Origin of the sequence: Natronobeatus ordinarius (assembly GCF_024362485.1) — an archaeon.
Taxonomy (GTDB): Archaea; Halobacteriota; Halobacteria; order Halobacteriales; family Natrialbaceae; genus Natronobeatus; species Natronobeatus ordinarius.
In genome coordinates this window covers 1,425,624-1,447,873 of the sequence record NZ_CP101456.1, presented here as the reverse complement: position 1 = coordinate 1,447,873, position 22,250 = coordinate 1,425,624, and the positions used below count along the sequence as shown (strand labels likewise).

General features: G+C 63.6%; 34 protein-coding genes and 1 tRNA gene. 13 read left to right on the top strand and 22 right to left on the bottom strand.

The features are described 5' to 3' along the window. The first annotated feature begins 15 nt into the window (after positions 1 to 15). From NMQ09_RS07480 to NMQ09_RS07445, 8 genes are all read left to right on the top strand, one after another. Positions 16 to 408, top strand: coding sequence for a DUF8023 family protein (locus NMQ09_RS07480; RefSeq protein ID WP_255193013.1), 393 nt, complete (start codon positions 16 to 18; stop codon positions 406 to 408). Positions 409 to 413: 5 nt separating this feature from the next. After that, complete coding sequence (locus NMQ09_RS07475) at positions 414 to 2,177, top strand: Env/VP5 family phage fusion protein (protein ID WP_255193972.1); 1,764 nt, start codon at positions 414 to 416, stop codon at positions 2,175 to 2,177. 29 nt (positions 2,178 to 2,206) lie between these two features. Continuing rightward, a complete protein-coding gene (locus NMQ09_RS07470; RefSeq protein ID WP_255193971.1) occupies positions 2,207 to 2,716 on the top strand; it encodes a DUF8063 family protein in 510 nt (169 codons plus the stop codon). Continuing rightward, the gene (locus tag NMQ09_RS07465; protein WP_255193970.1) at positions 2,713 to 3,522 is read left to right on the top strand and encodes a hypothetical protein; all 810 of its coding nucleotides are present in this window, start codon (positions 2,713 to 2,715) and stop codon (positions 3,520 to 3,522) included. Before NMQ09_RS07470 ends, NMQ09_RS07465 begins: the two co-directional genes overlap by 4 nt. 189 nt (positions 3,523 to 3,711) lie before the next feature. After that, positions 3,712 to 4,077, top strand: coding sequence for a hypothetical protein (locus NMQ09_RS07460; protein WP_255193969.1), 366 nt, complete (start codon positions 3,712 to 3,714; stop codon positions 4,075 to 4,077). Continuing rightward, positions 4,070 to 5,239, top strand: a complete 1,170-nt coding sequence (locus tag NMQ09_RS07455) for a hypothetical protein (protein ID WP_255193968.1) — start codon at positions 4,070 to 4,072, stop codon at positions 5,237 to 5,239. The genes NMQ09_RS07460 and NMQ09_RS07455 overlap by 8 nt, the downstream gene beginning before the upstream one ends. Positions 5,240 to 5,384: 145 nt before the next feature. After that, the gene (locus tag NMQ09_RS07450) at positions 5,385 to 5,768 is read left to right on the top strand and encodes a PD-(D/E)XK family putative nuclease (RefSeq protein WP_255193967.1); all 384 of its coding nucleotides are present in this window, start codon (positions 5,385 to 5,387) and stop codon (positions 5,766 to 5,768) included. A 73-nt stretch (positions 5,769 to 5,841) separates the two neighbouring features. Further along, on the top strand, positions 5,842 to 6,558 hold the full coding sequence (locus NMQ09_RS07445; protein ID WP_255193966.1) for an HNH endonuclease signature motif containing protein: 717 nt from the start codon (positions 5,842 to 5,844) through the stop codon (positions 6,556 to 6,558). A gap of 171 nt (positions 6,559 to 6,729) precedes the next feature. Here the strand turns inward: NMQ09_RS07445 and NMQ09_RS07440 are convergent, their stop codons facing one another. The 12 genes from NMQ09_RS07440 to NMQ09_RS07385 all read right to left on the bottom strand — a co-directional run bounded on the left by NMQ09_RS07440 (position 6,730) and on the right by NMQ09_RS07385 (position 13,803). Next, the gene (locus NMQ09_RS07440; RefSeq protein WP_255193965.1) at positions 6,730 to 7,488 is read right to left on the bottom strand and encodes a DUF5677 domain-containing protein; all 759 of its coding nucleotides are present in this window, start codon (positions 7,486 to 7,488) and stop codon (positions 6,730 to 6,732) included. A 457-nt stretch (positions 7,489 to 7,945) separates the two neighbouring features. Next, positions 7,946 to 9,568 carry a DUF7845 domain-containing protein gene (locus NMQ09_RS07435; protein ID WP_255193964.1) on the bottom strand — a complete coding sequence of 541 codons (1,623 nt, stop codon included), beginning with the start codon at positions 9,566 to 9,568 and terminating at the stop codon, positions 7,946 to 7,948. Continuing rightward, complete coding sequence (locus NMQ09_RS07430; RefSeq protein ID WP_255193963.1) at positions 9,565 to 9,765, bottom strand: hypothetical protein; 201 nt, start codon at positions 9,763 to 9,765, stop codon at positions 9,565 to 9,567. Before NMQ09_RS07430 ends, NMQ09_RS07435 begins: the two co-directional genes overlap by 4 nt. Beyond that, positions 9,765 to 10,277 (bottom strand): DUF488 family protein, N3 subclade, encoded by a 513-nt coding sequence (locus tag NMQ09_RS07425; RefSeq protein ID WP_255193962.1) that lies wholly within the window; start codon positions 10,275 to 10,277, stop codon positions 9,765 to 9,767. The genes NMQ09_RS07430 and NMQ09_RS07425 overlap by 1 nt, the downstream gene beginning before the upstream one ends. After that, positions 10,274 to 10,762 (bottom strand): PD-(D/E)XK family putative nuclease, encoded by a 489-nt coding sequence (locus tag NMQ09_RS07420; RefSeq protein WP_255193961.1) that lies wholly within the window; start codon positions 10,760 to 10,762, stop codon positions 10,274 to 10,276. Before NMQ09_RS07420 ends, NMQ09_RS07425 begins: the two co-directional genes overlap by 4 nt. Positions 10,763 to 10,874: 112 nt before the next feature. Further along, positions 10,875 to 10,997, bottom strand: a complete 123-nt coding sequence (locus NMQ09_RS07415) for a hypothetical protein (RefSeq protein ID WP_255193960.1) — start codon at positions 10,995 to 10,997, stop codon at positions 10,875 to 10,877. Beyond that, a complete protein-coding gene (locus NMQ09_RS07410; RefSeq protein WP_255193028.1) occupies positions 10,994 to 11,230 on the bottom strand; it encodes a DUF7563 family protein in 237 nt (78 codons plus the stop codon). Before NMQ09_RS07410 ends, NMQ09_RS07415 begins: the two co-directional genes overlap by 4 nt. A gap of 165 nt (positions 11,231 to 11,395) precedes the next feature. Next, positions 11,396 to 11,468, bottom strand: a tRNA-Arg gene (locus NMQ09_RS07405). A 72-nt stretch (positions 11,469 to 11,540) separates the two neighbouring features. Beyond that, a complete protein-coding gene (gene gnd / locus NMQ09_RS07400; RefSeq protein WP_255193959.1) occupies positions 11,541 to 12,437 on the bottom strand; it encodes a phosphogluconate dehydrogenase (NAD(+)-dependent, decarboxylating) in 897 nt (298 codons plus the stop codon). A gap of 58 nt (positions 12,438 to 12,495) precedes the next feature. Beyond that, positions 12,496 to 12,942 (bottom strand): SRPBCC domain-containing protein, encoded by a 447-nt coding sequence (locus NMQ09_RS07395; RefSeq protein WP_255193958.1) that lies wholly within the window; start codon positions 12,940 to 12,942, stop codon positions 12,496 to 12,498. 54 nt (positions 12,943 to 12,996) lie between these two features. Further along, entirely contained in the window at positions 12,997 to 13,434 is a 438-nt protein-coding gene (locus NMQ09_RS07390; RefSeq protein ID WP_255193957.1) for an OsmC family protein, read from the bottom strand. 105 nt (positions 13,435 to 13,539) lie between these two features. Continuing rightward, positions 13,540 to 13,803, bottom strand: coding sequence for a glutaredoxin family protein (locus tag NMQ09_RS07385; protein WP_255193956.1), 264 nt, complete (start codon positions 13,801 to 13,803; stop codon positions 13,540 to 13,542). 376 nt (positions 13,804 to 14,179) lie between these two features. Here NMQ09_RS07385 and NMQ09_RS07380 point away from each other — a divergent pair, with 376 nt between their 5' ends. Then, positions 14,180 to 14,395 (top strand): hypothetical protein, encoded by a 216-nt coding sequence (locus NMQ09_RS07380; RefSeq protein ID WP_255193955.1) that lies wholly within the window; start codon positions 14,180 to 14,182, stop codon positions 14,393 to 14,395. A gap of 129 nt (positions 14,396 to 14,524) precedes the next feature. On the opposite strand, the gene gvpM is transcribed toward NMQ09_RS07380, so the two are convergent. From gvpM to NMQ09_RS07340, 8 genes are read right to left on the bottom strand one after another with little or no spacing between them, the layout of a single operon-like run. Continuing rightward, positions 14,525 to 14,857 carry a gas vesicle protein GvpM gene (gene gvpM / locus NMQ09_RS07375; protein ID WP_255194566.1) on the bottom strand — a complete coding sequence of 111 codons (333 nt, stop codon included), beginning with the start codon at positions 14,855 to 14,857 and terminating at the stop codon, positions 14,525 to 14,527. Between the two features lie 2 nt (positions 14,858 to 14,859). Next, positions 14,860 to 15,762 carry a gas vesicle protein GvpL gene (gene gvpL, locus NMQ09_RS07370; RefSeq protein WP_255193954.1) on the bottom strand — a complete coding sequence of 301 codons (903 nt, stop codon included), beginning with the start codon at positions 15,760 to 15,762 and terminating at the stop codon, positions 14,860 to 14,862. Further along, entirely contained in the window at positions 15,759 to 16,103 is a 345-nt protein-coding gene (gene gvpK / locus NMQ09_RS07365; protein ID WP_255193953.1) for a gas vesicle protein GvpK, read from the bottom strand. The genes gvpL and gvpK overlap by 4 nt, the downstream gene beginning before the upstream one ends. Beyond that, the gene (gene gvpJ / locus NMQ09_RS07360) at positions 16,100 to 16,741 is read right to left on the bottom strand and encodes a gas vesicle protein GvpJ (RefSeq protein ID WP_255193952.1); all 642 of its coding nucleotides are present in this window, start codon (positions 16,739 to 16,741) and stop codon (positions 16,100 to 16,102) included. The genes gvpK and gvpJ overlap by 4 nt, the downstream gene beginning before the upstream one ends. Continuing rightward, on the bottom strand, positions 16,734 to 17,696 hold the full coding sequence (locus tag NMQ09_RS07355) for a hypothetical protein (RefSeq protein ID WP_255193951.1): 963 nt from the start codon (positions 17,694 to 17,696) through the stop codon (positions 16,734 to 16,736). Before NMQ09_RS07355 ends, gvpJ begins: the two co-directional genes overlap by 8 nt. Then, entirely contained in the window at positions 17,689 to 18,228 is a 540-nt protein-coding gene (locus tag NMQ09_RS07350; RefSeq protein ID WP_255193950.1) for an Hsp20/alpha crystallin family protein, read from the bottom strand. The genes NMQ09_RS07355 and NMQ09_RS07350 overlap by 8 nt, the downstream gene beginning before the upstream one ends. Then, on the bottom strand, positions 18,225 to 18,479 hold the full coding sequence (gvpF, locus tag NMQ09_RS07345; protein WP_255193949.1) for a gas vesicle protein GvpF: 255 nt from the start codon (positions 18,477 to 18,479) through the stop codon (positions 18,225 to 18,227). The genes NMQ09_RS07350 and gvpF overlap by 4 nt, the downstream gene beginning before the upstream one ends. Next, on the bottom strand, positions 18,479 to 19,102 hold the full coding sequence (locus NMQ09_RS07340; RefSeq protein ID WP_255193948.1) for a GvpL/GvpF family gas vesicle protein: 624 nt from the start codon (positions 19,100 to 19,102) through the stop codon (positions 18,479 to 18,481). Before NMQ09_RS07340 ends, gvpF begins: the two co-directional genes overlap by 1 nt. A 175-nt stretch (positions 19,103 to 19,277) precedes the next feature. Between NMQ09_RS07340 and gvpA the strand changes: the two genes are divergently transcribed. The 4 genes from gvpA to NMQ09_RS07320 all read left to right on the top strand — a co-directional run bounded on the left by gvpA (position 19,278) and on the right by NMQ09_RS07320 (position 21,118). Next, positions 19,278 to 19,568, top strand: coding sequence for a gas vesicle protein GvpA (gvpA, locus tag NMQ09_RS07335; protein WP_255193947.1), 291 nt, complete (start codon positions 19,278 to 19,280; stop codon positions 19,566 to 19,568). 87 nt (positions 19,569 to 19,655) lie between these two features. After that, positions 19,656 to 20,195 carry a gas vesicle protein GvpO, halophile-type gene (gene gvpO / locus NMQ09_RS07330; RefSeq protein WP_255193946.1) on the top strand — a complete coding sequence of 180 codons (540 nt, stop codon included), beginning with the start codon at positions 19,656 to 19,658 and terminating at the stop codon, positions 20,193 to 20,195. A gap of 51 nt (positions 20,196 to 20,246) precedes the next feature. Then, a complete protein-coding gene (locus NMQ09_RS07325; RefSeq protein WP_255193945.1) occupies positions 20,247 to 20,588 on the top strand; it encodes a CHY zinc finger protein in 342 nt (113 codons plus the stop codon). Between the two features lie 65 nt (positions 20,589 to 20,653). Then, complete coding sequence (locus tag NMQ09_RS07320; RefSeq protein WP_255193944.1) at positions 20,654 to 21,118, top strand: universal stress protein; 465 nt, start codon at positions 20,654 to 20,656, stop codon at positions 21,116 to 21,118. A gap of 3 nt (positions 21,119 to 21,121) precedes the next feature. Here the strand turns inward: NMQ09_RS07320 and NMQ09_RS07315 are convergent, their stop codons facing one another. Both NMQ09_RS07315 and NMQ09_RS07310 read right to left on the bottom strand, forming a co-directional pair. Further along, positions 21,122 to 21,436 (bottom strand): HalOD1 output domain-containing protein, encoded by a 315-nt coding sequence (locus NMQ09_RS07315; RefSeq protein WP_255193943.1) that lies wholly within the window; start codon positions 21,434 to 21,436, stop codon positions 21,122 to 21,124. Positions 21,437 to 21,499: 63 nt separating this feature from the next. Further along, positions 21,500 to 22,159: a helix-turn-helix domain-containing protein gene (locus NMQ09_RS07310; protein ID WP_255193942.1), complete on the bottom strand. Its 660-nt coding sequence runs from the start codon at positions 22,157 to 22,159 to the stop codon at positions 21,500 to 21,502. Positions 22,160 to 22,250 lie beyond the last annotated feature (91 nt).

Here is a 22,250-nt window from a genome sequence, read left to right as displayed (position 1 = left end):
AATTCGTGCGTGCGTATGGCTTCAGGCACAATCGACAAGATCGACATGATCGCGCTGTGGGTGTATCCCACGGCTGCGAGTATCGTCTTCGGCATCTGGACGTTGAATGTCCAGGTGCTCGGTGGGTACGACCTTTCGAGAGCGATTTTCACCGCCGGTTCGGTCGCTATCTCCGTGCCGTTGATCCTGGCCACGACGTCCATGCTGTGGATCTTGTGGACCAACGAGTTCGACGGCACGAACTACTCACAGGCGGAACGCTGGACGATGGTGGGGACGTTGGCCCTGCCGATCATCTACGAGTTCGTTCCGGTGTTCGCTTCGGCACTGCAAACGAGTGACTGGCTCCTCATCGGAGCGACCGGCCTGACGACCTTCTCGACCGTCTGGCTCAGCTACACGGAGTGATACTCATGAAGCTATCATCCACACAGCCCATCGCCCACAGGGTGTTCGTCCTCCTGGTCGGACTACTCCTGGTGACGTCGCTGGTCGCCCCGATCGCGACGACCGGCACGGCGATCGCCGACGACGGTGACGGCGACGGAGACGAGGAGCCGACCGAGGTGAACTGCTACGATCCGAACCAGGCGGAGTTAGCTGCCGCCAGCCTGTACCACACCTGCGACTGGTCGGATGACGTCATCGATACTGATGGCCTGAACGGTGACGAGGCCATCATGCATTCGCGAGCGGTGAGCGAGGGTGAGGCGATCGACGCCCACACGGTGATGATCGACAATCACCTCACCGACACCTCCACGATCGCGAGCCTCGAGGCGCGCCACGCAATTGCAACGGCGTACGAGAATGGCAATTCCTCGACAGAGGCGCATACTGCTGCCCAGCAGGCGATCCGCGACTACTACGCGATGCACCAGCGAAACCACCTCGAGGTCCTGCACAAGGGACACCTCCAGTACGCCTACATCGCTGAGGAAGCGAACGATGACGGCGACATCTCTGATGAATTCCTTACCGCGTCGATGAGTCCCCATCCTGACCGCGACGACAGCGGCGTCAGTGCGGTCTTCGTCGGTGGGACTGAGACGCTCGAGGTCGAGTTATCCAACGGCGAAACTCACGAGGTAGAGGCGTTGCGCGTTGAGTATGACGTCGATGACCTTCAGGATGGCAATCATGACAGAGTATACTCAACTGACAGAGCGTTCCATCCGGTCAAAGAGACCTGGGAGTACAACGAGACGGCCGATCAGTTCGAAGTCGACGAGACGTTCAGAACCACTTGCGGTGCGTGTTCCAACGTCGCCGATCGGCCAGCGGTAGCACACGGAAACATCGTCGTGATGAACGTCGGCGGGGTCGACGCTGGTGGGGTGCCCACTGGTGCCGTCATCGACCACCGTGACTGGTACAACACCTGGTCGGAGATCGAACAGCAGTCTGACCAGCTGGTCGTTAACTACGACCCGGCGTTCGTCAACGAGTTGTACGACGCCATGGACGCCGGAATCGTCGATCCCGGCGAAGTCCGATCGGCTGAGGGTCAGGTGCGTCACCTCTCTGGCGACAGCGACGTGACGTCCCATCGGTTCCAGGATGCGTTCCGAGCCTCGCTCTCGATGTCGAGCCCGGACCGGACGAACGCCTCGTCGATGGTCGTCCACTACAACGGTGCGATCGACCAGGAACGGTCGATCAACGAGACGACCGGCGACCGATCGATCGAGCCGACCGAGTACGTCAACGAGACGTACGAAGGGCTGTTGATGGTCTCCGGTGACGACATCCCTGAGGGTGGCCTCGAGGTCGGCGAGCCCTATCACACCGACGAGTTCAACCAGACGGTACAGCTCAACAACTTCGACGAAGGTGAGACGGTGACCTTCTACGACGGTGAGTTCACGATCGAAGCGATGTACGACGACGGCGGCCAGGAGGTCGACGACGTTGACTGGAGCGCTCCCAAGTACGACTCCTACGACGCCGAGGAGTACGGCGCATACCTCGATAACATTGCAGACCTGAAAGACGCCATCGAGGACGACCACAGCGGTGGTTCGGTGATCGGTGGCGGCGGTGGCTGGCTGCCGTCGATGCCCGACTGGGGAACGCCGGACAGCCAGGACGCACTGATCGGCGTTGGGATCCTGGTCGTGATCCTCGCGCTCGTGGTGGTACTGGCGACGAACCTGCTCGACGCACTGGGGCCGTAACCATGTCCCGCTTTTCAGGTAGGGCGACGGTGGTAGTGCTGGCGCTGCTCGCACTCGTAGCTGTGGGCATGGGCAGTGGGCTGGCCGCTGCCGATACCGGGGCAGAGAACGAGACGGCCGACCTCGAGGTGATCGCGATCGACGACGCGACGACGATCACCGACTGGGAGATCGACGACGGGCGGGCAACCGTCGAGATCCGCACGGAGATCTCCCGCGAGGTGGTGCTGTCGGACGCGGTGGCGGGGCTCACCCACGAAGGCGCGTCGCGCGTACCCGAGCAACGTCACGACCTCGAGCGCGGGACGCACACGCTGACGATGGACGTCGAGACGATCGACGACCGAGGGGCCGTCTCTGTCGCGACGACTGGCGGCGCGGTCAGGATCTCGAGTGGCATCGAAACCAGTGACGATCCGTTCGACGCGTTCGGCGGTGCCAGTGGGCTGCTGTTCGGCATCGTAATGACGGTCGGACTGGCGGGGCTGGGTGCCGTCTACGTCCTTCGGACCGAGCAAACGGGGGTTGAGAAAGCATGAGCGAACTCTCACACACGTTCAACGACTGGAAGGACCGGCTGACGTACATCGTGGTCGAGGCGCAGCTGCTCGTCGTCGGTGTCTGTGTGTCGATCGCCGTCGCGCTGCTACTGATTCGGCCGTCGCTACCCGGTGTGCCGCCGGTTGCGCTGGGGATGCTCGTGTCCCTGATGCTGTTCGGACCGCCGCTGTTCGGACTGTTCGCCGTCGGCGCCGAACGGTTGCGCCAGCGGGATATGGTGACGGTCTACCACATCAACGGTGTGACCGACACCCGCGAGAAGTACTACGTCGCACCCGAGTTGTGGGACCAGAAGACCGTCGACGGCCCGTCTCCGTACGTGTGCAACGACGGTGACGCGTACGAAGTCCGTGAATTCGAGTATTTCGAGGACCTGGACGAACTCCGGGTGACGGGCTGTTACTTCAGCAAGATCACGGACAGCAAGCTCGTGACGACGAAAGCGATGCTCGAGGACGTCCACGACACGTTCGCGCGGGCGTACCTGGAGTACAACCGACTCCGGGGCCGCATCAAGCGGATGGGACTCGAGATTCAGGCGGACGTCATCAACGAGGAAGCCGAGGCGGACGAACGCGGACAGATGGCGCCGAAGACGGCCGTCGCCAAGCGATGGGAAGCGGCGAAAAAGGACGTCGAACAGGCCGACATGGACGACATCCAGGACGCCGACAACTACGAGGAGACGTACATCGACGAACACGCGCCGAAGCCGGTCGCACCGGAGCCGCGACTGTACGACACTGTCCAGGCAGCCGAGACGGACGGAGGGGCCGAGAGATGAGATACATCCACGACGGAACGGTTCGAAACCCGACGGTTGAGCCGCCGAAGCTGTTCATCGCCTGTGAAGACACGACTCCCGGACGGGGACGAACTGATACGAGTCTCCTGTTCGCTGACCAGATCCGAAAGATGCGGGACAGTGTTCCGCTGATAGTCGGTCACGACTCAGGCCGGTGGAGGTGGTCCGATGAGACGTGAGCGGACGAAGGCGATCGTCGCGCTGGCGTTCGCAGTGGGACTCGTCTGTGGCCTCTGGGGCGGGCTGCTGTTGCTCCCGGCGGACGCACTGACCGTCCCCACGGAAGAGCGCACGGTCGGTGCTGACGGCGACACCCGCGAGCGACCGGCGTTCTACCCCGCCCCGCGAGTGTTCTTCGCGGTGACGCTCGGCGTTCCGGCGCTGGCAGCATACTACGCCTGGGGTCGGCTCGGCGATCGTGGCGCCGACGCCCTCGAGGACCTGGACGATCCCGGCCTCGAGGAGCCGCCAGCGACAGAGGGGGGTATCGAGGAGTCGACCGACGCGGACGTTCACGAGGCAATCTATGGCTGACGAACAGGACCTGTACACGACCGCACAGGCGCGCGAGCACCAGGAAGGCTACAGCGGCCGGGAGAATCGCGAGCTGCACGACCACAGCGGCGTCATCCGCGACGCGAAGCTGTCTCGTCAGCTGTCGATCCGGGCACTACACTACGACCCGTACCGCACGAGCCGCCCCGATAAGATGCCAGCGGCAAGCAAAGACCTCCGGAAACACCGCCACATCCGCAAAGTCGAAGGGACTGAAACCCTGCGGACGGCGCTCGAGAACGGCGATATGCCGACGATCAAGCACCTCGTCGGCGACTCGAGCCAGCGGGCGGACGTCTCCGGTATCAAGGCGATGGGGACGATAGACGAGCTGGTCGCTGGACCGGCACCCGTGATCGTCGTACTCGGCGAAATGGGGGCGGGAAAGACCGATTTCGCCTGTCTGCTCGGCCAGCGGTGGCGCGATCTCCACGGCTCAGATTCCCTGGTGGGAACGAATATCCAGTCGCTCGAGGAGAAAAACCGTTGGGTGGACGGCGACGGCGACGTCCAGGACGGCTGGATTCCCGACTACGGCACCCTCATGGACTGGGTCGAACAGGACGGCGATCCGCTCGAGCACAGCCAACGGCCGAAGCTGTTCCTCGGCGACGAGTTCTCCTCAGCCGCCAGCGGCACCGGAAAGCAGGGCTACGAAACCCGCCAGAAGATGGCGCCACTCGTCTACAAAATCCGAAAGTACGGCGGGGCGTTGATCTACATCGCTCACGGTGAGTCGTCGATTCACCCGATGCTGTGGCGCGTCGGCAAGATCGTCAAGAAGGTCTCGCGAAAGAAGGCGATCGTCGCTGACAAGGTGAGCAACGGCGAGCTCCGGAAGATCGAAGCCGAGATCGAGGGCATCCCGCCAACGGACTGGCGGTACAACACCAAGGAAGCGAGCGACTGGCGCTGGTCGGCGTTCAGCGACGAGGAGAACGACGGCCTCGAGGCGAGCGAAGCGGCCAAGGCGACGGCGATCTGGACGGCGATTCGCTGTAAAGAGGAAGGCCTGTCGAACCGTGAAACCGCCAAATACGTGCCATACAGCCACGGCTGGGTCGGTTCACGCTGGCGCGAGTACACTGACGACGGGAAACACGCCGAAACACTTGCCAAAGTCGAGGAGGTAATTGCATGACCGCGTCGGGGTGGATAGCTGGATACGGATTCGGACCCCCCTTTACTGTCCCTGCGGGACAGCCCATATATGGTCCATTAGGCCCATCGCTCGAGTCTGACCAAGAGGAGTTGATATATATCGGCGCGCGAGGCGCGTGGTGTGCGTGAACCGCTCGAAGCGCGCCAACCACTTCGGCACGATCGTCGAGAAGCGCATGGCCCGGAAGCGTCGGTTCGAACTCGAGCGCAGCTCGTGGCACGACGCCAAGTTCCAGAACGGCACCCCCGTCGAAATCAAGAGCACCATGCTCGAGCACGCCGACGGCCAGCCCGGAAACTGGAAGATCTATCGCCAGTACCACGAGAAGCTTCGGCGTCACGACGGCTGGTACTGCTTCGTCGTCTATCGGCCACATGGGCAGTCAGGCTGTACAATCCTGAAACACCGGATGTGCAAAGCGTCGAACCTCCCGCTGCTCCGATGGCACGGGGGTGGTGATCATCGCGGGACTCAGCAAGCCAAAATAGCCATTGAAGGAATTTTCTAACACTCAATCGATAATGTTGGTAGGGGAAAGGTTTTGGAACTATAATCACAATTGGTCGTCGTCAGCATATCATATGGTAATTTCAAAAAGGACCGTCAAGAAACTGTGGTGGGCATCGGGGAATCAATGTGCCTTCCCCAACTGCCAAAGAAAACTGATTGATTTGGAGCTTGACATTGTTATTGGTGAAATGTGCCATATCCACGCGCGAAAGCCTGGTGGAGCACGATATTGTGAGAGTATGGGCGATAACGAGCGGGATTCTTACTCTAATCTAATATTGATGTGTCCGACATGTCATCGTATAATTGACGAGGCACCTGATGAATTTACAGCAGAACTTCTCAAACAATGGAAGCGAGAACATGAACAAAACTCTTCGGATCCACCAGGGATATCACCACACCTTCTTGAAAAGTTGTTAGCAGATATCCATCCAACAATGTTAGTTGTACATGTGAATGAACGTGATGTTGAAATATTACGTAATGTGCATGATTGGGAACCTGATGAAGAATACCCAGGAGAAAAGGATCGCCATGGTTCTTACCCAATCGTAGTCACATTTGATAATTTGAAAAAGCTTCATGATCGAGTTGCATTACCTTATCGACAAAAACGGAATGGGAGACCATTATACGAACAAAACTCAGAATGGACAGAAGATGAATTGATCCAATCCTCAGCTATTGCTGCACAGATAACAAAGTCTGCAATTCAACATTATCATGTGGAAAGCAATCGTCGCAAATCTCGGTTTCACGACTACCCTTGTAAGGACTTTCGCTAACCGTTGTTATCAAGGTGCTATCTTCCGTATATCTGGTTCAGAGCGCACTTAGCGTCCCAGTATCTGCTGGTTCATCTTTCCTCGATCGTGGCTCGCGCTCTGCGCGCCGCGCAATTGCCTTGCTCCATTAGGGTCAGTTGTTGGCCAATCTTCGGGAAAGTCGGGTGTACCTCAAAGATACTCGTGGAGAAAGACCGGGACTTCGTACGGGAAAACAGAGTTTGCCTGTTCAGCAGTCATCTCAAACTCTTCCTCAAGTAACTCTGGAACCGGAGTGTCCTGAAGCGCACGTTCGTACTCCTTCAACACTCCAAATAGGATAAACAATGAGAAGTATACATTCTCACCCATTTGAGGCTCGTTATACTTTCCGTCAAGATATGATCCATCAATTCGAAATGGATGCGCTGCTCGTTCACTCAAGTACCCGTACATTTCTCCATAACTCTTATATTCATTTTCAAGTGTATCTTTCCCGCTAGCTCGCCGGCTACGAAGGTAATCGATGTACTTGAAGCCGAAAAATGGGAATTCGTCTGTACCACCGACTAATGCGTCAAGTTGAACACGGAATTCGCGCCACTTTCTCGCTACTCGCTCGGAATCGTCCGTGTTCACTCCTTTTAGCGTGAGGTACGTCTCGTATTGATGTCGGAGTTCACGGTAACAAGAATTGTAACAGTTGTGGCTGAGGAGGATGTAGGTAGACCGGAAACTGTTCACAGCTCTGTGAACGAGTTTGTGCTGAAACTTGTGTCGATCCTCGATGTGTTTCGCGTACTCCTCTTCTGTCTCGATTAGTTGTTTGATCATCCTGAGATTGTAGGTGCAGATGGCAAAGGATTGTACGACCGCATTGGGTGCATTCAGTTCGGAAAAATCTCTTGTGTCTCCGAGTAGCTCTTCGCGGACTTCTTCGTACTTAGACATTCTTATCGTGTTATCCAGGACGGATATGGCTTAAAACCGTATCGTCCGAACAACTCCTACTCTGACTCCTCCACCAACGCCCAAATATTGATACAGGTTTGTTATGGACGATATCAAACGAACACTGCTTATAGGGCGCTCATACGGTATTTAGGCTTAGCCACCGAGTGCTGGATCTTAGATAGAACACCCTCATTTCGACTGCTTCAACTGGAGATATGCGTGCGGAGGCGGGGGCGGGGCGGTGTAATTTTTTGGTCTTGTCCCCTTGGGGACACCCGCCAAGGGGGTTTTCGCGCGAAGCGCGAAACGACCCCGCTGGCGACGCGGTGCGGCTGCGACGCGATCGCGTCGCTCGAGGCGACGACTTCAACAGCACTTGAGTAGCTGCCGCTATAGTCCAACCTGAGTTGCTGAAAGAAAGGCGACGAAAAGCGTTGCCACTACGGGGGTCGGTTCAGCGATCGGCGATGGCGCCGATGAATCCGGTTTCAGTCGTGCCGCCGGGCGTCGTCCAGGTCATCGACGTCCGCCGGAGCACTGCCGGATCGTTCCCCGAACGCGTCCACTTCTCGAGGGCTTCGCTCGCGACGCGCTGAGCGGTCTCAAAGCTGTCCGCTTTGAACCAGGAGAGGATGGTGTCGATCCGGAGGCGCTTCGGGTTGCCTTCCTGGTCGAACTCGAGGTCGGCGCCGTTTTCGGCGAGCCACCGCTGGAAGGGTGAGCACTCGGCGACGTGGTCGGCGAGGCCCATCACGTGCTGGAGGCGGTCGGCGTAGCTGTCGATCGCGTACTCGGCGCTCTCGACGAGCGCACGGATCTCTTCGCGGTACTTCCGCACGCGGTAGGAGACGTGGCCGTCTTCCAGGTCGACGATCTCGCCGAGGTCGGTGATCGCTCGGTAGATCGTCGCGGGGTGTTTCCCCAGCTGGTCGGCGAGTTCGTCGACGTCGGCACCGCCGTCGGTCGCGACGATCTCGGCGATCTCCTCGGCGGTGTTGCCCATGTCGCGAAGCGTCGTCAGCAACAGGTGGTCGGACTTCGCCTCGAGGCGCGGCGTCGGGTCGGGATAGAGCTCGACCGGCGTCTCTCGAGCCACGGCGTCGAAATGGTCGTCCGGGACGTAGACGCCGGTTGCATCGGGTGCGAGCGGGATGTCGTCCCACGCGAGGAAGTTCATCAGCGTCTCGTCGATCTCCTCGACGACGCGCTGTCGATCGGCCCATGCCCATGCCTCGCCGTCGTTCATCTTCTTGTTCGCCAGGACTTCCACCTTCGGGTGGTACGACGGGTGGTCTTTCGACACCGCGTCGGGGTCGGCGAGCTGGTAGATCTCGAACTTTCGGCCGTAGGTGTGCCCCGGCAGCAGTTCGGCCACCGACGCCGGGTCGAGTACGAGCCGGTTCTGGTGGTTAATGACCTCCCGGTTGTCGATTTTCAGCTCGGCTTTCACCCCTTCCATATCCGTCAGGTGGTGCATCACTTTCTGGAGCACGCCCGACTTCACCAGCGTCTCCGCGCGCTCGCGGCGAATACGGACGTACCGCTCGTGTGCCCACTCGCGGCTGTACTCGGGGTGTGGCGGCTTTCGGAAGTACTCGTGATAGATCGGCTCACCCGCCGCTTCGAAGATCGCGGCGTAGAACTCGGGAAGGAGCTCGAGGGCGCGCTCGGGTTCGACGTTCGACGGGGAGTACTCGACGTCGACGCCGTCGACTTCGCCGAACTGCGAATCCCACGGCAGGTTCACGCGATCGCCCGTCTGCCAGTGGCGCATATTCGGGTGGCGCGGGCTGATGTTGAACGATGCTTTCGCCTCGCCAGGCCCGCGGCCGACGATGTCCCACTCGTACAGCCGCGAGGCGTTGATGTTGTCTCGTGGGCGGGGGGCGAACCCCGACTTCGAGTAGGTCACCTGGACGTGCCAGGGCTCGCCGTCGACTTCGAGATCTAGCTCGAGGTGTCCCTCGAACGGCGGGCCGAGCATCACGCTCGAGAGCGCGTCGTAGGGGCCGCGCCCCCAGTCGTCCCACTTCCAGCGGCCGTGGGACTCGTGAGGGGTGGTTTCGACCTGAGTCACGCCAACCCCTCCCGTTCTGCGAAACAGTCCGGACAGAGCGGTACTGACTGGCCGAAGCGGGTGCTCACCTCGTAGCCGACGTACTCACAGTCGAGACACGCTGCCCAGATCGCCGACTCATCGGACTCCTCGTGGGCTATGGGCTCGTCGTCGGCCGGGTCCTGTGGCTCGAGGCCGAAGGCGGTCAGATCGCTCATCACGCACCTCCGGCTCCAGCGAAGTCAGCGAGACTCGCTTCCGGCGACTCATCGGGTTCCTCGAGGGGGATCGTCGACGGGTCCGGGTGGTGGACGACGTCGACGTCCTCGAGGTCGGCGACGATCGCGTTCGCGAGCAGCCGCCGGTGACACCAGCGGGCGTCTTTCTCCCAGCAGACGAGCCAGACGTCACGCTCGCGAGCGCGATCGCGCAGCTCGTCGACGACCAGACTCGGTCCCGGTTGCTCGAGGTGAGCGAGATACCGCGGTTTGTATCGAACAGAGTCCCAGGCGATCGCCGACGGGTTCGGATCGCCGTTCCGGTCGGCCGCGTTCTCGACGGTCTTGAACGCCTCGAGGAGATCGGCCGGAGGCGCAACGGCCGGGATGTTCCGGTCGGTGAGCCGCTCGACGAAGTCCTTCGGATAGCGAACGACGCCGAAGACGTCGTCACCTTCGGCGGGTTCGAATCGGGAGTTCAGCCCGCCGAAGTAGGTCGTTCGAACCGTCACGGTCGCTCACCCCCATCGCGGTCGACCTCGGCCGGATCGAAGATCCGACTCCAGGACAGCTGGGCGTAGTCCGGCCGCTCACCGGCGTCGATCCACGACGACACCAGCTCGTCGACGATCGTCGCCGGGACGATCTTCACCGCGATCACGTCGCGGGAGGGGGCCGGAACACAGACCGCGAACAGGTACACCGCCCCGTGCTCGAGCAGGTGGCGGTGTTGCTGTTCCCGGAGGTAGTAGCGCCCGCGAGCCTGGTTCTCGCCGTAGACGACCATCACCGACTTGATCTCGACGAGCGTGCCGACCTCGAGGACCGGGAGCGCGACGGTCGGCACGTCAGACCGCGCCACCAGGACGTCGGCCACCCGCGCGTCGACGTGTTCGTTTTCCGTATCCTGGACGTACTCGAGTTCCGGAACCCGCTCGAGGACCGCGGCCTCGGCGGTCTCGCCCGCGTGTTTCGACGACGCTCGAGCGGCGCTCACAGCGGACCACCTCGCGCACGACGGACTTCGCGAGCACAGTCGGGACAGAGTCGCCGAGAGACGTCGACGGTGGCCTCACATCGCGCACACTCGTCGGACTCGACGAGACGGCTCATCGCGAACCACCGTCCTCGAGGTTCTCGGTCAGCGACCGCGTGACCACTACCCAGTATTCGGCGCGGCGCTCGCGACGCTCGACGTCGTACAGCCGGTTCGCCGGAACGAACGGTGTCACCGCGGCTCACCCCCGTGGCGTCCTGCGGACGTCTCCGGATCCGGGATCGGAACGTCGACGCCAGCAGCGGAGCCGCGGCTCAGTCGGGCGTAACTGTCACACTCGCCACAGCGGTGGGCACGATCGCGATCGTCACCGAACACTCGGCAGAACTGGTCAGTGACGTGGGAACCACAGTGAAGGCACCTCGAGGTACTGGCCGACTGCCAGGTGTGGACGCTCACGCCGACCACCCCACGTTGGCGCAGTGAATCGCCCGACTGCGAGGGGGTACAACAGGAATCGTACCGATATCAGATTTGGAACCCCCTTCGAAAAACGGCGAAAGTGCAAAAATCGACGGTGTAGAGGTGTCTACGGTCTGGTCTGAATTAGTCGTAAAACGCGACGTCTGCTGACGGGCGCGACGGGATTTGAACCCGCGACATCTTGGTCCGGAACCAAGGACTCTGTCCACTGAGCTACGCGCCCTTACGAGTGGGAAGTTTCCACGCCCCTATAACGCTTCTGACCTGTGATCGGGACCCGAACGCGTTGTCTCGACTACTCGCGCCGTCTGACCTCGTGGCGGCCGAAGCCGTACCGAAGCCGGTTGGCGAGTCGCCTCGAGAACCGTTCGTCCGCCCGCGAGCCGAACCGCTCGGCCAGGGCCGTGTAGAGCAGCGGGACGGGGACTTCCTGCTCGAGGCCCTCCTGGACGGTCCAGGTTCCCGTGGAGCCACCCTCGATGTGGTCGGCGACGTCGCCGAGGTCGGATCCCTCCTCGCGGAAAGCTTCCTCACAGAGCTCGAGTAGCCACGAGCGGATGACGGCGCCGTTGTTCCAGACCTTCGCGACGGCCTCTAAGTCGAGGTCGTACCGTCCCTCGGAGAGGAGTTCGAAGCCTTCGCCGTAAGCCTGCATCAGGGCGTACTCGACGCCGTTGTGGACCATCTTGACGTAGTGGCCCGAGCCGGCGGGACCCATGTGGGCGTGGCCGTCGGGGCCGGTGGCGACGGCGTCGAAGATCGGCGTCAGTTCCTCGTAGGCCTCGGCGGGGCCGCCGATCATGAGCGAAAAGCCCAGCTCGGCGCCGGCAGGGCCGCCGGAGGTGCCACAGTCGAGATAGCGGGCGGGACAGCGTTCCGCCCGGCGGACCGAGTCCTGGAAGTAGGAGTTGCCGCCGTCGACGACGACGTCGTCGGCCGAGAGGTGGTCTGCGAGCGTCTCGAGGGCGGCGTCGACGGGTTCGCCCGCGGGGACCATCAGCCAGATGTGTTTCTGCTCGCCCAGCTGCTCGGCGAGGTCGACCACCGAGTCGGCTGGTTCCGCGCCGGCTTCGGCAGCGTCTGCGATTGCGTCTTCGTCGAGGTCGAAGGCGACGACGTCGTGACCTGCCTCGAGGACGCGCCGTGTGACGATCTGCCCCATCCGTCCGAGTCCGATTACGCCAAGATGCATGTGGTGAGGTGTGCCCGCCGATGTGGTATGGATTGCGATTTCGTGGTTCGGGCGCGTCTCAAGCCGGGACGCCGATCCGTCGTTCGGCGCGTTCTCTGACGGCAGCGTTCATGCGTCGAAAGCCGCGCTCGACGCGCTCCTCGTCGAGCAGGGCGGGAACGAGCGCACCGCGGAACGTCTCGCGCTGGAGCAGTCGGGTCCGTTCACCCCCGTCGATCGGCTCGAGTCGGAACTCGTGGTAGGCGTCGAACGCGAACGGCACCAGCAGGCGACAGAGCCAGGCGAGCCGGCGGTTCTCCTCGGCGACCAGCACCTCCGGTCTGAACGTCATCCCGCGTGACTCCGGCGGTTCCATCCGAATCCTGAGGTGTTCGCCCTCGACCGGGATCCCCTCGATCGAGCGCACGAACGGGTTCCACTCCGGGTAGCTGTCGAACTCGAGCAACACCTCCCAGACGACGTCGGGTGGGGCGTCGATCTCCTCGAACGCCTCGACCTGTCTCATGTGCTAGCTCGACGCACTCGAGTGACATCCCGTTGTCGCCTGCCCGGGGACGGATTAGACGCGTTCGAACTCGAGTCCGAGTGGCGTTCCGTTCCCGACGTTGTCGCTGACCGGACAGCGTTGCTCGACGGCCGCGAGCCACTCCTCGAGCGTCTCGTCGTCCGCGTCGGCGTCGACCGTGAGCGAGATCGTGACCTGCTGGTACCCGGCGCGAGCGTCCGTCTCCTCGCCCAGGAACGCCGCGTAGTCGACGGTGCCCTCGATCGTTCCGGTGAGTTCCTCGAGGTCGATCCCCATGTCGCGGGCGACGAGCGCGCCCGTGGAGTTGACGCAGGCGAGCAGCGATCCCAGGAGGTACTCGACGGGACTGGCGTCGTCGCCGATCACGAATTCGGCGTCGTCGGTCTCGATCCGCATCCGGCGGGGACTCAGGCTGGTTCCCGTGAGCGCGTACGTCGTCAGGTCGTCCTCATCGTCGGTGTTAGCTGCCATCTGAGGATCGTTCACGTGTGTGGGCAAAGTCGGTTCCGATGACCGGCTCGCGGACGCTCGCGTCTCGTCACTCGCTTCTTTCGATCTACTCTCGCGTCCTTCGACCTACTCGCTCCCCTCGGTCGCGGCTGGAGCGAGCGTCCGGTCGACGTACTCGAGAACGTTCGCCGATTCGGCCATCGTCACGCCCCGTTCGTCGTCGACGAGCACGGGGACGAGCCGCTGGCCCGAGACGCGTTTTACCTCGTCGCGCTCGGAGTGAAGCGCCTCGACCCAGACGGAGTCGTAGTCGACGCCCGCCTCCTCGAGTCGATCCGCCACCGCCTCGCAGTAGGGACAGCCCTCGAGTTCGTACAGCGTGATCGCCATACCACCGATTCGAGTCGAGACGGCAAAGTCGTGGCGACGCTTCCGGAAGCCGCTGTCGAACTGGCGAGATCCGGCGAGCAGGTCGCCATCGATTGGAAGTAACGAGACAATTAGCGTCGTTAACGACTGCCGAACTCGGCGGCGAAGCGGGGATTACGTGTTCACTCGACGTACAGGGCAGGCGAGAGATCAGGCCGCAGTGTCCCGATTATGGCTTCCCTCACGGCCTATCGAACCCGCTCCGATTCGTCTGGGGCGGTGTCGTGGATGGGGGAGTGGCTGACGACGAGGCAGGCGGTGGTAATTCGTCCATAGACCACGTCCGAACGCGTTTACAAGACGGATAACTACGTCCCGAGCACGCCACCAGACGGTCATGATCGAGTGTACGAACTGTGAAACCCCCCAGTTCCTACAGATCACCCGAAGCCGCGTCTACTTCGAGGACGGCGAGATGATCAACGAGATAACCGAAACGTACGAGTGTACGCTCTGCGGCGGGACGGGCACCTACACGTTCCACGGCGATGACGACGAGACCAGCGTCACCGGCGACATCGAGGTGACCAGAGAGCGGCCCAGATTCGCCTGACGGTCGGCCCCTCGTCCCCGGGGGCCTCACGTCATCGGCCGGTCGCCCTCCAGCCCTCCACACACCGCCGTTCGAGGTGCATCGTCCTCGCTCTCGCTTCGGGAGGGATTCACGCTCGTCAGCGAACACTCACTCTCGCTCCGTCGAGTGCTCGCTCTCGAGTTCGGATTGCGGAGCCGAGTCGGCGGCCCTCACTCGCCGGCTCGAGCCGCCAGCGACCGCCTCGTCTCGCCGACGATACTGCCGCCGGGCGACAGCCGCCTTCCGCCGACTTGTGTCCCACTCCTCGAAGAGCCCGTACTCGGTCATCGTCTCCATTCCGGCGACGACCGCCGTGAGTTTGATCCCGACGAGCGGAATCTCGGCGACAGAGACGATGACGTCGGCACGGAGGACGACGCCCTCGCGCAACACCACGTCGAGCAGGTCGACGATCGCGTCCTCGTCGCGTTGTGGCTCCACGGTCACCCCCCACTCTCCTCGCCGAACGCCGGCGCGAACGTGTACGGCGGCCACGGTCCCGTAAAGCGGACTTCGAGTCCGGGCTCGGCCGCCACGTCGTCGAGCACCGCGCCGAGCTCGTCCTCCCGGTCGACGTGGGCGAGCAGCGTCAGCCGACAGATCGTCTCTTGCTCACCGCTCTCGCCCTCGTCGCTGCCGCCGCCGGCGATCCCCTCGAGGGACGCCCCCGGCGTTCGCTCGAGTTCGTGGACCTCGCGGGCGTACTCGGCGAGGCGCTCGCGCAGGTCGGCGGTCAGCGCCTCCCGTCGGGCGCGTCGACGCTCCGTCACGCGTCGATCGTACTGCTTCTCGAGCAGGAACGCGGCCCCCTCGTCGGCGTCGTCGATCCGGTCGGCGAGCTCGGCGAGGCGGGCGTCGTCCGCGGCGAGACGTTCCTCGGCGATGGGATCGGTCCTGACGACCTCGATCCGGTACTCGCGGTGGCCGGCGAGGGAGTCGAGGGCGGTGGCGAGGCGCTCACGCTCCTCGCGGAGCCACGCCCGGACCGCCTCGTCGTCACCGCGGACGATCGTATCGAACTGGAACGGTAACGGCGTGTCGAACGCCTCGGTGGCCTCGTCGACGACCGACTGATGGCGAACGACCCACCGGCGGATCCGACCGAGGTCGGCCGAGTCGTACACCTCGTCGGTCTCGTGAACGACTGCCCCGACGCCCGCCGCGGTCACGATCGAGACCGGCTCGTCCTCGATCCCGGTCGCCTCGAACGTCGCGTCCTCGTCGGCCCGGACGACGCAGTAGACGTACCGCCCCTCCTCGAGTTCCGGGAGTTCGTCCTCGCCGGCCGCCGTCGCGTCATCGTTCTCGCTCGAGGTGGCCTCCGTCGGGGGTCGATCGTGGCTCACTCGACATCACCTCCGAAAACCGAGTAGCCGGGTTTTCGGTGGTCCTCGAGGTCGGCGTCGAGACGCTCGATCGCCTCGGAGACCAGCCCGTCGAGGTCACCCCGGAGGTCGTCGACGCTCTTCTCGATCTCCTGGTCGCGCTTGAGTTCTTCGAGCTCCGCCTCGATGGCCGCGAGCTGTCTCCCGAGACGGTCGATCTCCTCGTCAGTGAGCTCGCCCGACTCCATTCGCCGGATCGCCTCCCGTTCTAAGGCGTCGATCAGCAGCTCGACGACGGTCACGACGAGCGCGACGACCCCGTTTGCGGCGTCACCCTCGCCGTCGACCTCGATCGTCGTCATCGGTCACCACCTGCCCCCTCGCTCGAATCGTCTCCGCTCTCGTTCTCGTCACCGCCGTCGCCGCCGTCGCTGTCGTCTCCCTCGCCGCCCACGTCGAGCAGTGACTCGCCGATGCCGCTCGAGCCGTCGTCCTCGGTCAGGTCCATGTCTCCCTCGACGGGGGTGTCGGGGTCCGGTCGCGCACCGAGGCGTTCGGTCCCGCGCTCGCCGTCGGTTCCACCGTCGCTGCTGGTGGCATCCTCGCCGGAATCACCCTCGTTCGAATCGCTATCGTCGGAGTCGCTCCCGCCCGAATCGCCGCCGTCGGAGCTGCTCGAGTCGTCATCACCGTCTACGCTGGAGACGTTGACCCCGCGCGTCGGGTCGATCGGCACCGCGGGCCGGTCCATCTCGGCGAGTTCCGGCTCGTCGACCGCCTGGGCGACCCGTCGCATGTCCGTCCCCTCGGGGAACTCGAGGCCGTACTTCGCCGCGGTCTCGAAGGAGGCGATGGCGGCACGCACCTGGACGCCGAGCAGTTGCGTGTCGCCGATCGAGACGACGATGTCGGCGTTGATCACGACGCCCTTGTCGAGCAGCATCTCGACGACGTCGGCGAGGTCTGACTTTTGTCTACTGGGCTGGAATTCGTCAACCATCGGTCTCACCTCGTCGCTTCTCGAGTTCGCGCTCGAACCGGCGGCCGTAGATTCGGTCGAAGCCGGGAGCCGTCGATCCCTTCACCCGTCGGGGGACGGTCGTGCTCCGGGCGGTGCTCCCCAGGTCGGCTCGCTCCGTCGGCATCGTCGAGACGGCCGTCGGGTTCCGCGAGTGCGTGCTCGTGTCCTGGCGGCGCATCTTCTCGCGGTTGAACTCGTACAGCTTCCGGAACGTCTCGTGCGCGTAGAGAACCGCCTCGCGGAGTTCCTCGACGCCCTCCAGCGCCTGCACCTGGATCATCTCCTGGTAGGCCTGCGTGTCCTCGGCATCGAGGCCGAACGAATCGCCGTCGGCGAGGTCGAACTGCGCTCCGAACTCGTCCTCGACGACGTCACCCACGTCTCCCTCGAGCAACTCGTCGTCCTCGTCGCCGACGAGGGGATCGTCGTCGGTCACACTCCCGGCTACGTCCGTCGCGGTGTCGACCGCCTCGGAGACCACGCCCTCATCCTCGCCGCCGTCGTCGTCGGTCAGCTCCTCCGTCGTCTCCTCGAGATCGCCCTTCGCGTCCCAGAGCTCGTGGACGTCCGCGGCGTTCCAGGCCTCGGTGAGGTCGATCGCCCGGATCAGAGGTCGGAGCTCGACCACGTCCCCGGCGTCGCCGTCGCCGAGCGTGTCGGAGATCTCCCCGAGCTCGATCGCCTCGAGCAGCTCCGTCCCATCGACGACGTCCGGGAGCTCGGTGAGGTCGATCGCGTCGAGGGCGTCCTCGAGCTCGTCGACGAGGTCGACGAGCCGGTCGACGGACCCGAAGAGGTCGTCGAGGTCGTCGTCCCCGAGGTCGTCGACGGACTCGACGCCCTCGAGGCAGTCGTCGACGTCCGCCAGGCAGTCTTCCGCGTCGTCGACCAGCGTCGCCAGCCCGTCGCCCGTGATCGCCGACTCGTCACTCATGGGTAATTGGCTCCACGCGGACGGTGAGGATGCCGTTTCGAATCGCCGCGTCGGCGGACGTCGCCTCCCAGGGCGTCTGCACGCGCTCGAGTTCGTGGCCGTCGACGCCGATCACGAGCGCCGGTCCGTCGAAGCCGACCGTGATCTCGTCGGGGTCGACGCCGGTGAGGTCGGCGGTGACGAGCAACTCGTCGTCGTAGGTGCGAGCGGTGACCGTGCTGTCGACTGACGGCTCGTACCGTCGCCGCGTTCGGGCGCGGTGACTGGACGTCCGGGCTCTCTCCGTGGCAGCGTCGTGGCGTCGAGCGTCGTCGGCTCGCCGCGACTGCAGGTCCTCGAGTGCGGACCGGGCGGAGATCGAGTAGTCGACGACCGACCGCTCCGACTGCCGACGGTCGGTCCAGGCGACCGACTCGAGTCGCTCGAGCGTGGTCAGCAGGTTCGAGAGCCAGCCGCGCTCGCTCGAGCGGCCGTGGTCTGGTGGCGATTCGTCCGGTCGGTCCGGCTCGTCGCCGGGCAGGTCGTCACTCATGTTTTCACCTCTACGCGCCCGCTCGTGAGCTCCTCGTGGACCTCGCGGGCGATCTCGAGCTCCTCCTCGAGTTCCGCTCTGCGGCGTTCGTACGCCTCCTCGGAGCGCTCGCCGAGTTCGTACAGCAGCTGGTTCTCCTTGAGCTCGTCCTCGATCGCCTCGACGTCGTACAGCTCGTCGAGGGCGGCGGTGTGAAGCGCGTCCACGATCCCGACGAGCGGCCGGAACAGGAGGTCGTCGAGGACGAACATCACTGGGCCCCAACGTGGATGTCCACGAAGCTGTAGGGCGCGAACGGCCCCGTGTACCTGAACGTCAATTCCTCGTGTGCTGACTCGAGGCCGGCGACCGTCTCGTCGAACCGTTCGCGGTCGTCTCGGGGGACGAGGTACGACTGATTCATGACCAGTCGATCACTGAACAGGCCGTTCTCGGTCGACGCCTCGGCGATCGCCTCGAGTTCGTTCGCGACCGCTTCCCTGATCGTCGCTTCGTCGACGTCGTCGTCCTCGTCGCGGACGACCTTCAGCCCGAGTTCGACCGTGCCGTCGATCTCGCGCATCGTTCGCCGGAAGGCCGGGCGGGCGCCGCGAAGCACGTTCTTCAGCGCCCGATCGCTCTCGAAGACCATCCCGAAGCGCATCGGGACGACCGTCCGCCCGCCGTCGTACGCCATGATCTCGCGTAACACCTCGTCGTGGCGCGTGGCGTCCTCGTCGGTTCGTTCGGGTTCGGTCGTCTCGACGTTGGAGACGACGGCGGCGAGCCGACGGTGACGGATCGAGTACACCGCCTCGGCGCCCGCGACCGCGTCAGTCTCGAACTCGACGGCGTCGCCCGCGTCGACGACGCCGTAGACGTATCGATTACTCATTATCTGTCCTCCGAACCGTCCCATCGCTACCGGGAGACCGTTCTCGTCTCTCGTTGCATCCCCCCGTTCCTTACGGTGGTGCTTGCACGAGCAACTTCCTGCATCCGCTGTGTGACTGCTTGCACGAGCAGTGTCAACCGTGATACGTGTCGGAACTGGAAACGAGAACGTACCGATGACATCACCACAACGAAGACCGGACTCCTCGAGCCTCGCCGAGGTTCTCGACCGAATCCTGGACAAAGGCGTCGTCATCGACATCTGGGCACGCGTCTCCGTCGTCGGGATCGAGTTGCTCACCGTCGAGGCTCGCGTCGTGGTCGCCTCGGTCGACACGTTCCTGCACTACGCGGAGGAGATCGCAAAAATTGAGCAAGCGACGGCCGAGGGCGACCTCGAGGAGCTCGAAGAACTCGAGATCGAACGGCGGCCGGAGTCGTCACCGGAATCGGCCACGACGGAGTAAGCGAGCAGATGGTCGACGCGTCGCTCTCACACCGGCCGTCGAGGACAGCGGCAACCTCCGGGTGGATTCGGAGGACACACGAGGACCATGGCTGAGGCGGACACGGGCTCAGACGAGCGGTGTAAAGCCCTCACGGGGGACGGAGAGCGGTGTTCGCGGTCGGCCCAGGAGGACGGGTTTTGCCACCAGCACGACGAGCGTGATCAGACAGTGAGCGAAACAGAATCAGCACAGACGGAAGACGCACAGGGAGGAGACCAAGAGCAGGAGCAAGAGCAAGAACAACGAGCCGAGAGCGAGGGCGAGACGACCGACCCCGGTGACGTCGAGATCGAGGAAGTCGACGTCGAGGTCGACGACGATCGGATCGAGGGCCTGATGGCGGTCCGCGAGACGGTCCAGCTGACGGCGACCGACCTCGTCGGCTACGAGTTCAACAGCGTCAGCGAGATCACCGCCACCGAGGACGGCTGGCGGGCGACCGTCGACGTGATCGAACGTCGGGCGGTTCCCGACACCCAGGACATCCTCGGCCGGTACGAGATCGAACTCGACGAGGACGGCGTCGTCGAGGGCTACCGCCGCATCGACCGGTACCGGCGCGGGGATACCCACGCGTTCGACTGAGGTCGGTGCCAGGCCGTAACGACGAAGGCCCCGCCGCTCCTCTCTCGAGCCGTGAGATTCGTCCACGGCGTTCCCGTCTCCGGCGTCGACGTCGATCCCGAAACCCGATGTGCCCACTATCGCGGCGACCGGGACGTCGTCGCGCTCAGGTTCGGCTGCTGTGAGACGTACTTCCCCTGTTTTCGCTGCCACGACGCCGTCGCCGATCACGAACGCGAGCCCTGGCCTCAAAGTCGGTTCGACGAACCAGCAGTTCTCTGTGGCGTCTGTGGCACTGAGTTGACCGCCGAAACGTACCTCGAGCTCGACGAACACGAGTGTCCGCACTGTGACACGCCCTTCAACCCCGGCTGTGTCGACCACGCGCACCTGTACTTCGAGGGAGGTGGGTGACGCGACCCCGAGGCGAGATTCGTCGGCGAGAGAATACTTAAGCGGGTGGGCTCGGCACGTCACGTATGGCGATCGAGACGATCCTGCTCGCGGTCGGCCCGATGGACGCGGTGCGCGCGGAAGAACTCGCTGAGACGACCCTCGAGCTCGCCGAGCCGCTCGAGTCGACCGTGGTGGTCGGCCACGCCTTCTCGGCTGCGGAGTACGAGGAGTTCCGCGAGCGACTCGGCTTCGAGGCGCGCGTCGAGGACGTCGATCCCGACGCCGTCGCCGCGAAGCGTCCGCCGGTCGGGGAACTGCGGTCGATCATCGAAGACGCGGGCGTCGACGTCGAGATTCGAGGGATCCTCGACGGCGTCGACACCGGCGTCGTCGACCTCGCCCACGAGGTAGACGCCGACCGGCTGATCCTCGCCGGCCAGCGAGGCTCGCCCGCACAGCGGGCCGTCCTCAGTTCGGTCTCGAAAGAAATTATGCTCGCCGCTCCCTGTCCGGTCACCTACTACCGCGACCTCGACATTATGGAGTGACCGTTATCGCACCCCTCGAGCGGCGACCGTGATCGTGCCGTCGCCCTCGAGCACCACTCGGTAGCCACCGTACGTGAACCTGAGACAGCCGTCGAACTGGCTGTCGGCGCCGAAGAGGGCGTCGATCGCGTCCGGCTCGACCGCGTCGTACAGCGGCGGGAGCGGATCGGCGCCGCTCCCGTCGGGCACCGGGCTTCGTCCCGACGCCGTGGCGACGGCCTCGACGACGGCGACGCTTACTGATTCACCTGGTTCGAGCCGTCGGCGGACGGCCGGTTCACCCATCGCTTCCTGGTTCGGAGGGCAGTTGATCGACATGGAGTCTCTACCTCGAGAGAGGCCGGCTCGAGACAATAGACTGTAGTTGGTCACTCAACCTGTTTAAGTATCGTCGTCCTCGGGAAGCGTGTGGCGCAGGTGGTTTGCCAGCCCGCGACGAACGAGCGCGGACAGCGCCTGGTCCGAAATCTCGAGTTCGTTGGCCAGCTCCTCGAGCGTCACCCGACGCGGCACCTCGAAGTAGCCGCGCTCGAGTGCCGTCCGGAGCACCTCACGCTGTCGGTGAGTGAGTTCGGAGCCCGCCTGCTCGTCGAGTCCACCCTGGTAGAGCCCGTCGAGCCGGAACGACAGCTCGCGGTCGCGACAGGCCTCACGATAGGCGAGCAGCGCCTCTCGAGAGGGGATCTGCGCGCGGTAACGAACGCCGTTTCCCCGACCACGAATCTCGAGGAACGTGATGCCGAGCTCGACCGCGTCGGTGTAGGTCATCCCGACGACGCCGGTCTCCGAAAGGGCGATCCGATACAGTCGGCGTCCGTCGACCTCGGCGAGTCGTTCGAACGCCTCGATCGACGGGTCGTCCGGGAGCGCGGCTTCGAACCGCTCGAGGTCGGCGGCGTCGCCGATCGTCCAGAGCACCAGCCGCGGCGGCTCGTCGGCGGCGAGCTGTTCGTCCTCGACCTCGACGACCACGTCGGGGACGGCCCGGCGCGTCTCCCGGAGGATCGGGTTCGACAGCTCGAACTCGGCGATGAGACTCATCGGTCGTTCGCGGTGCGTACTCGCCGACGGGTGAAGAATCCTCGCCCGTGGCTCGCGACTGGCCCCTACTATCGCTTCGAATCTCGGCTCG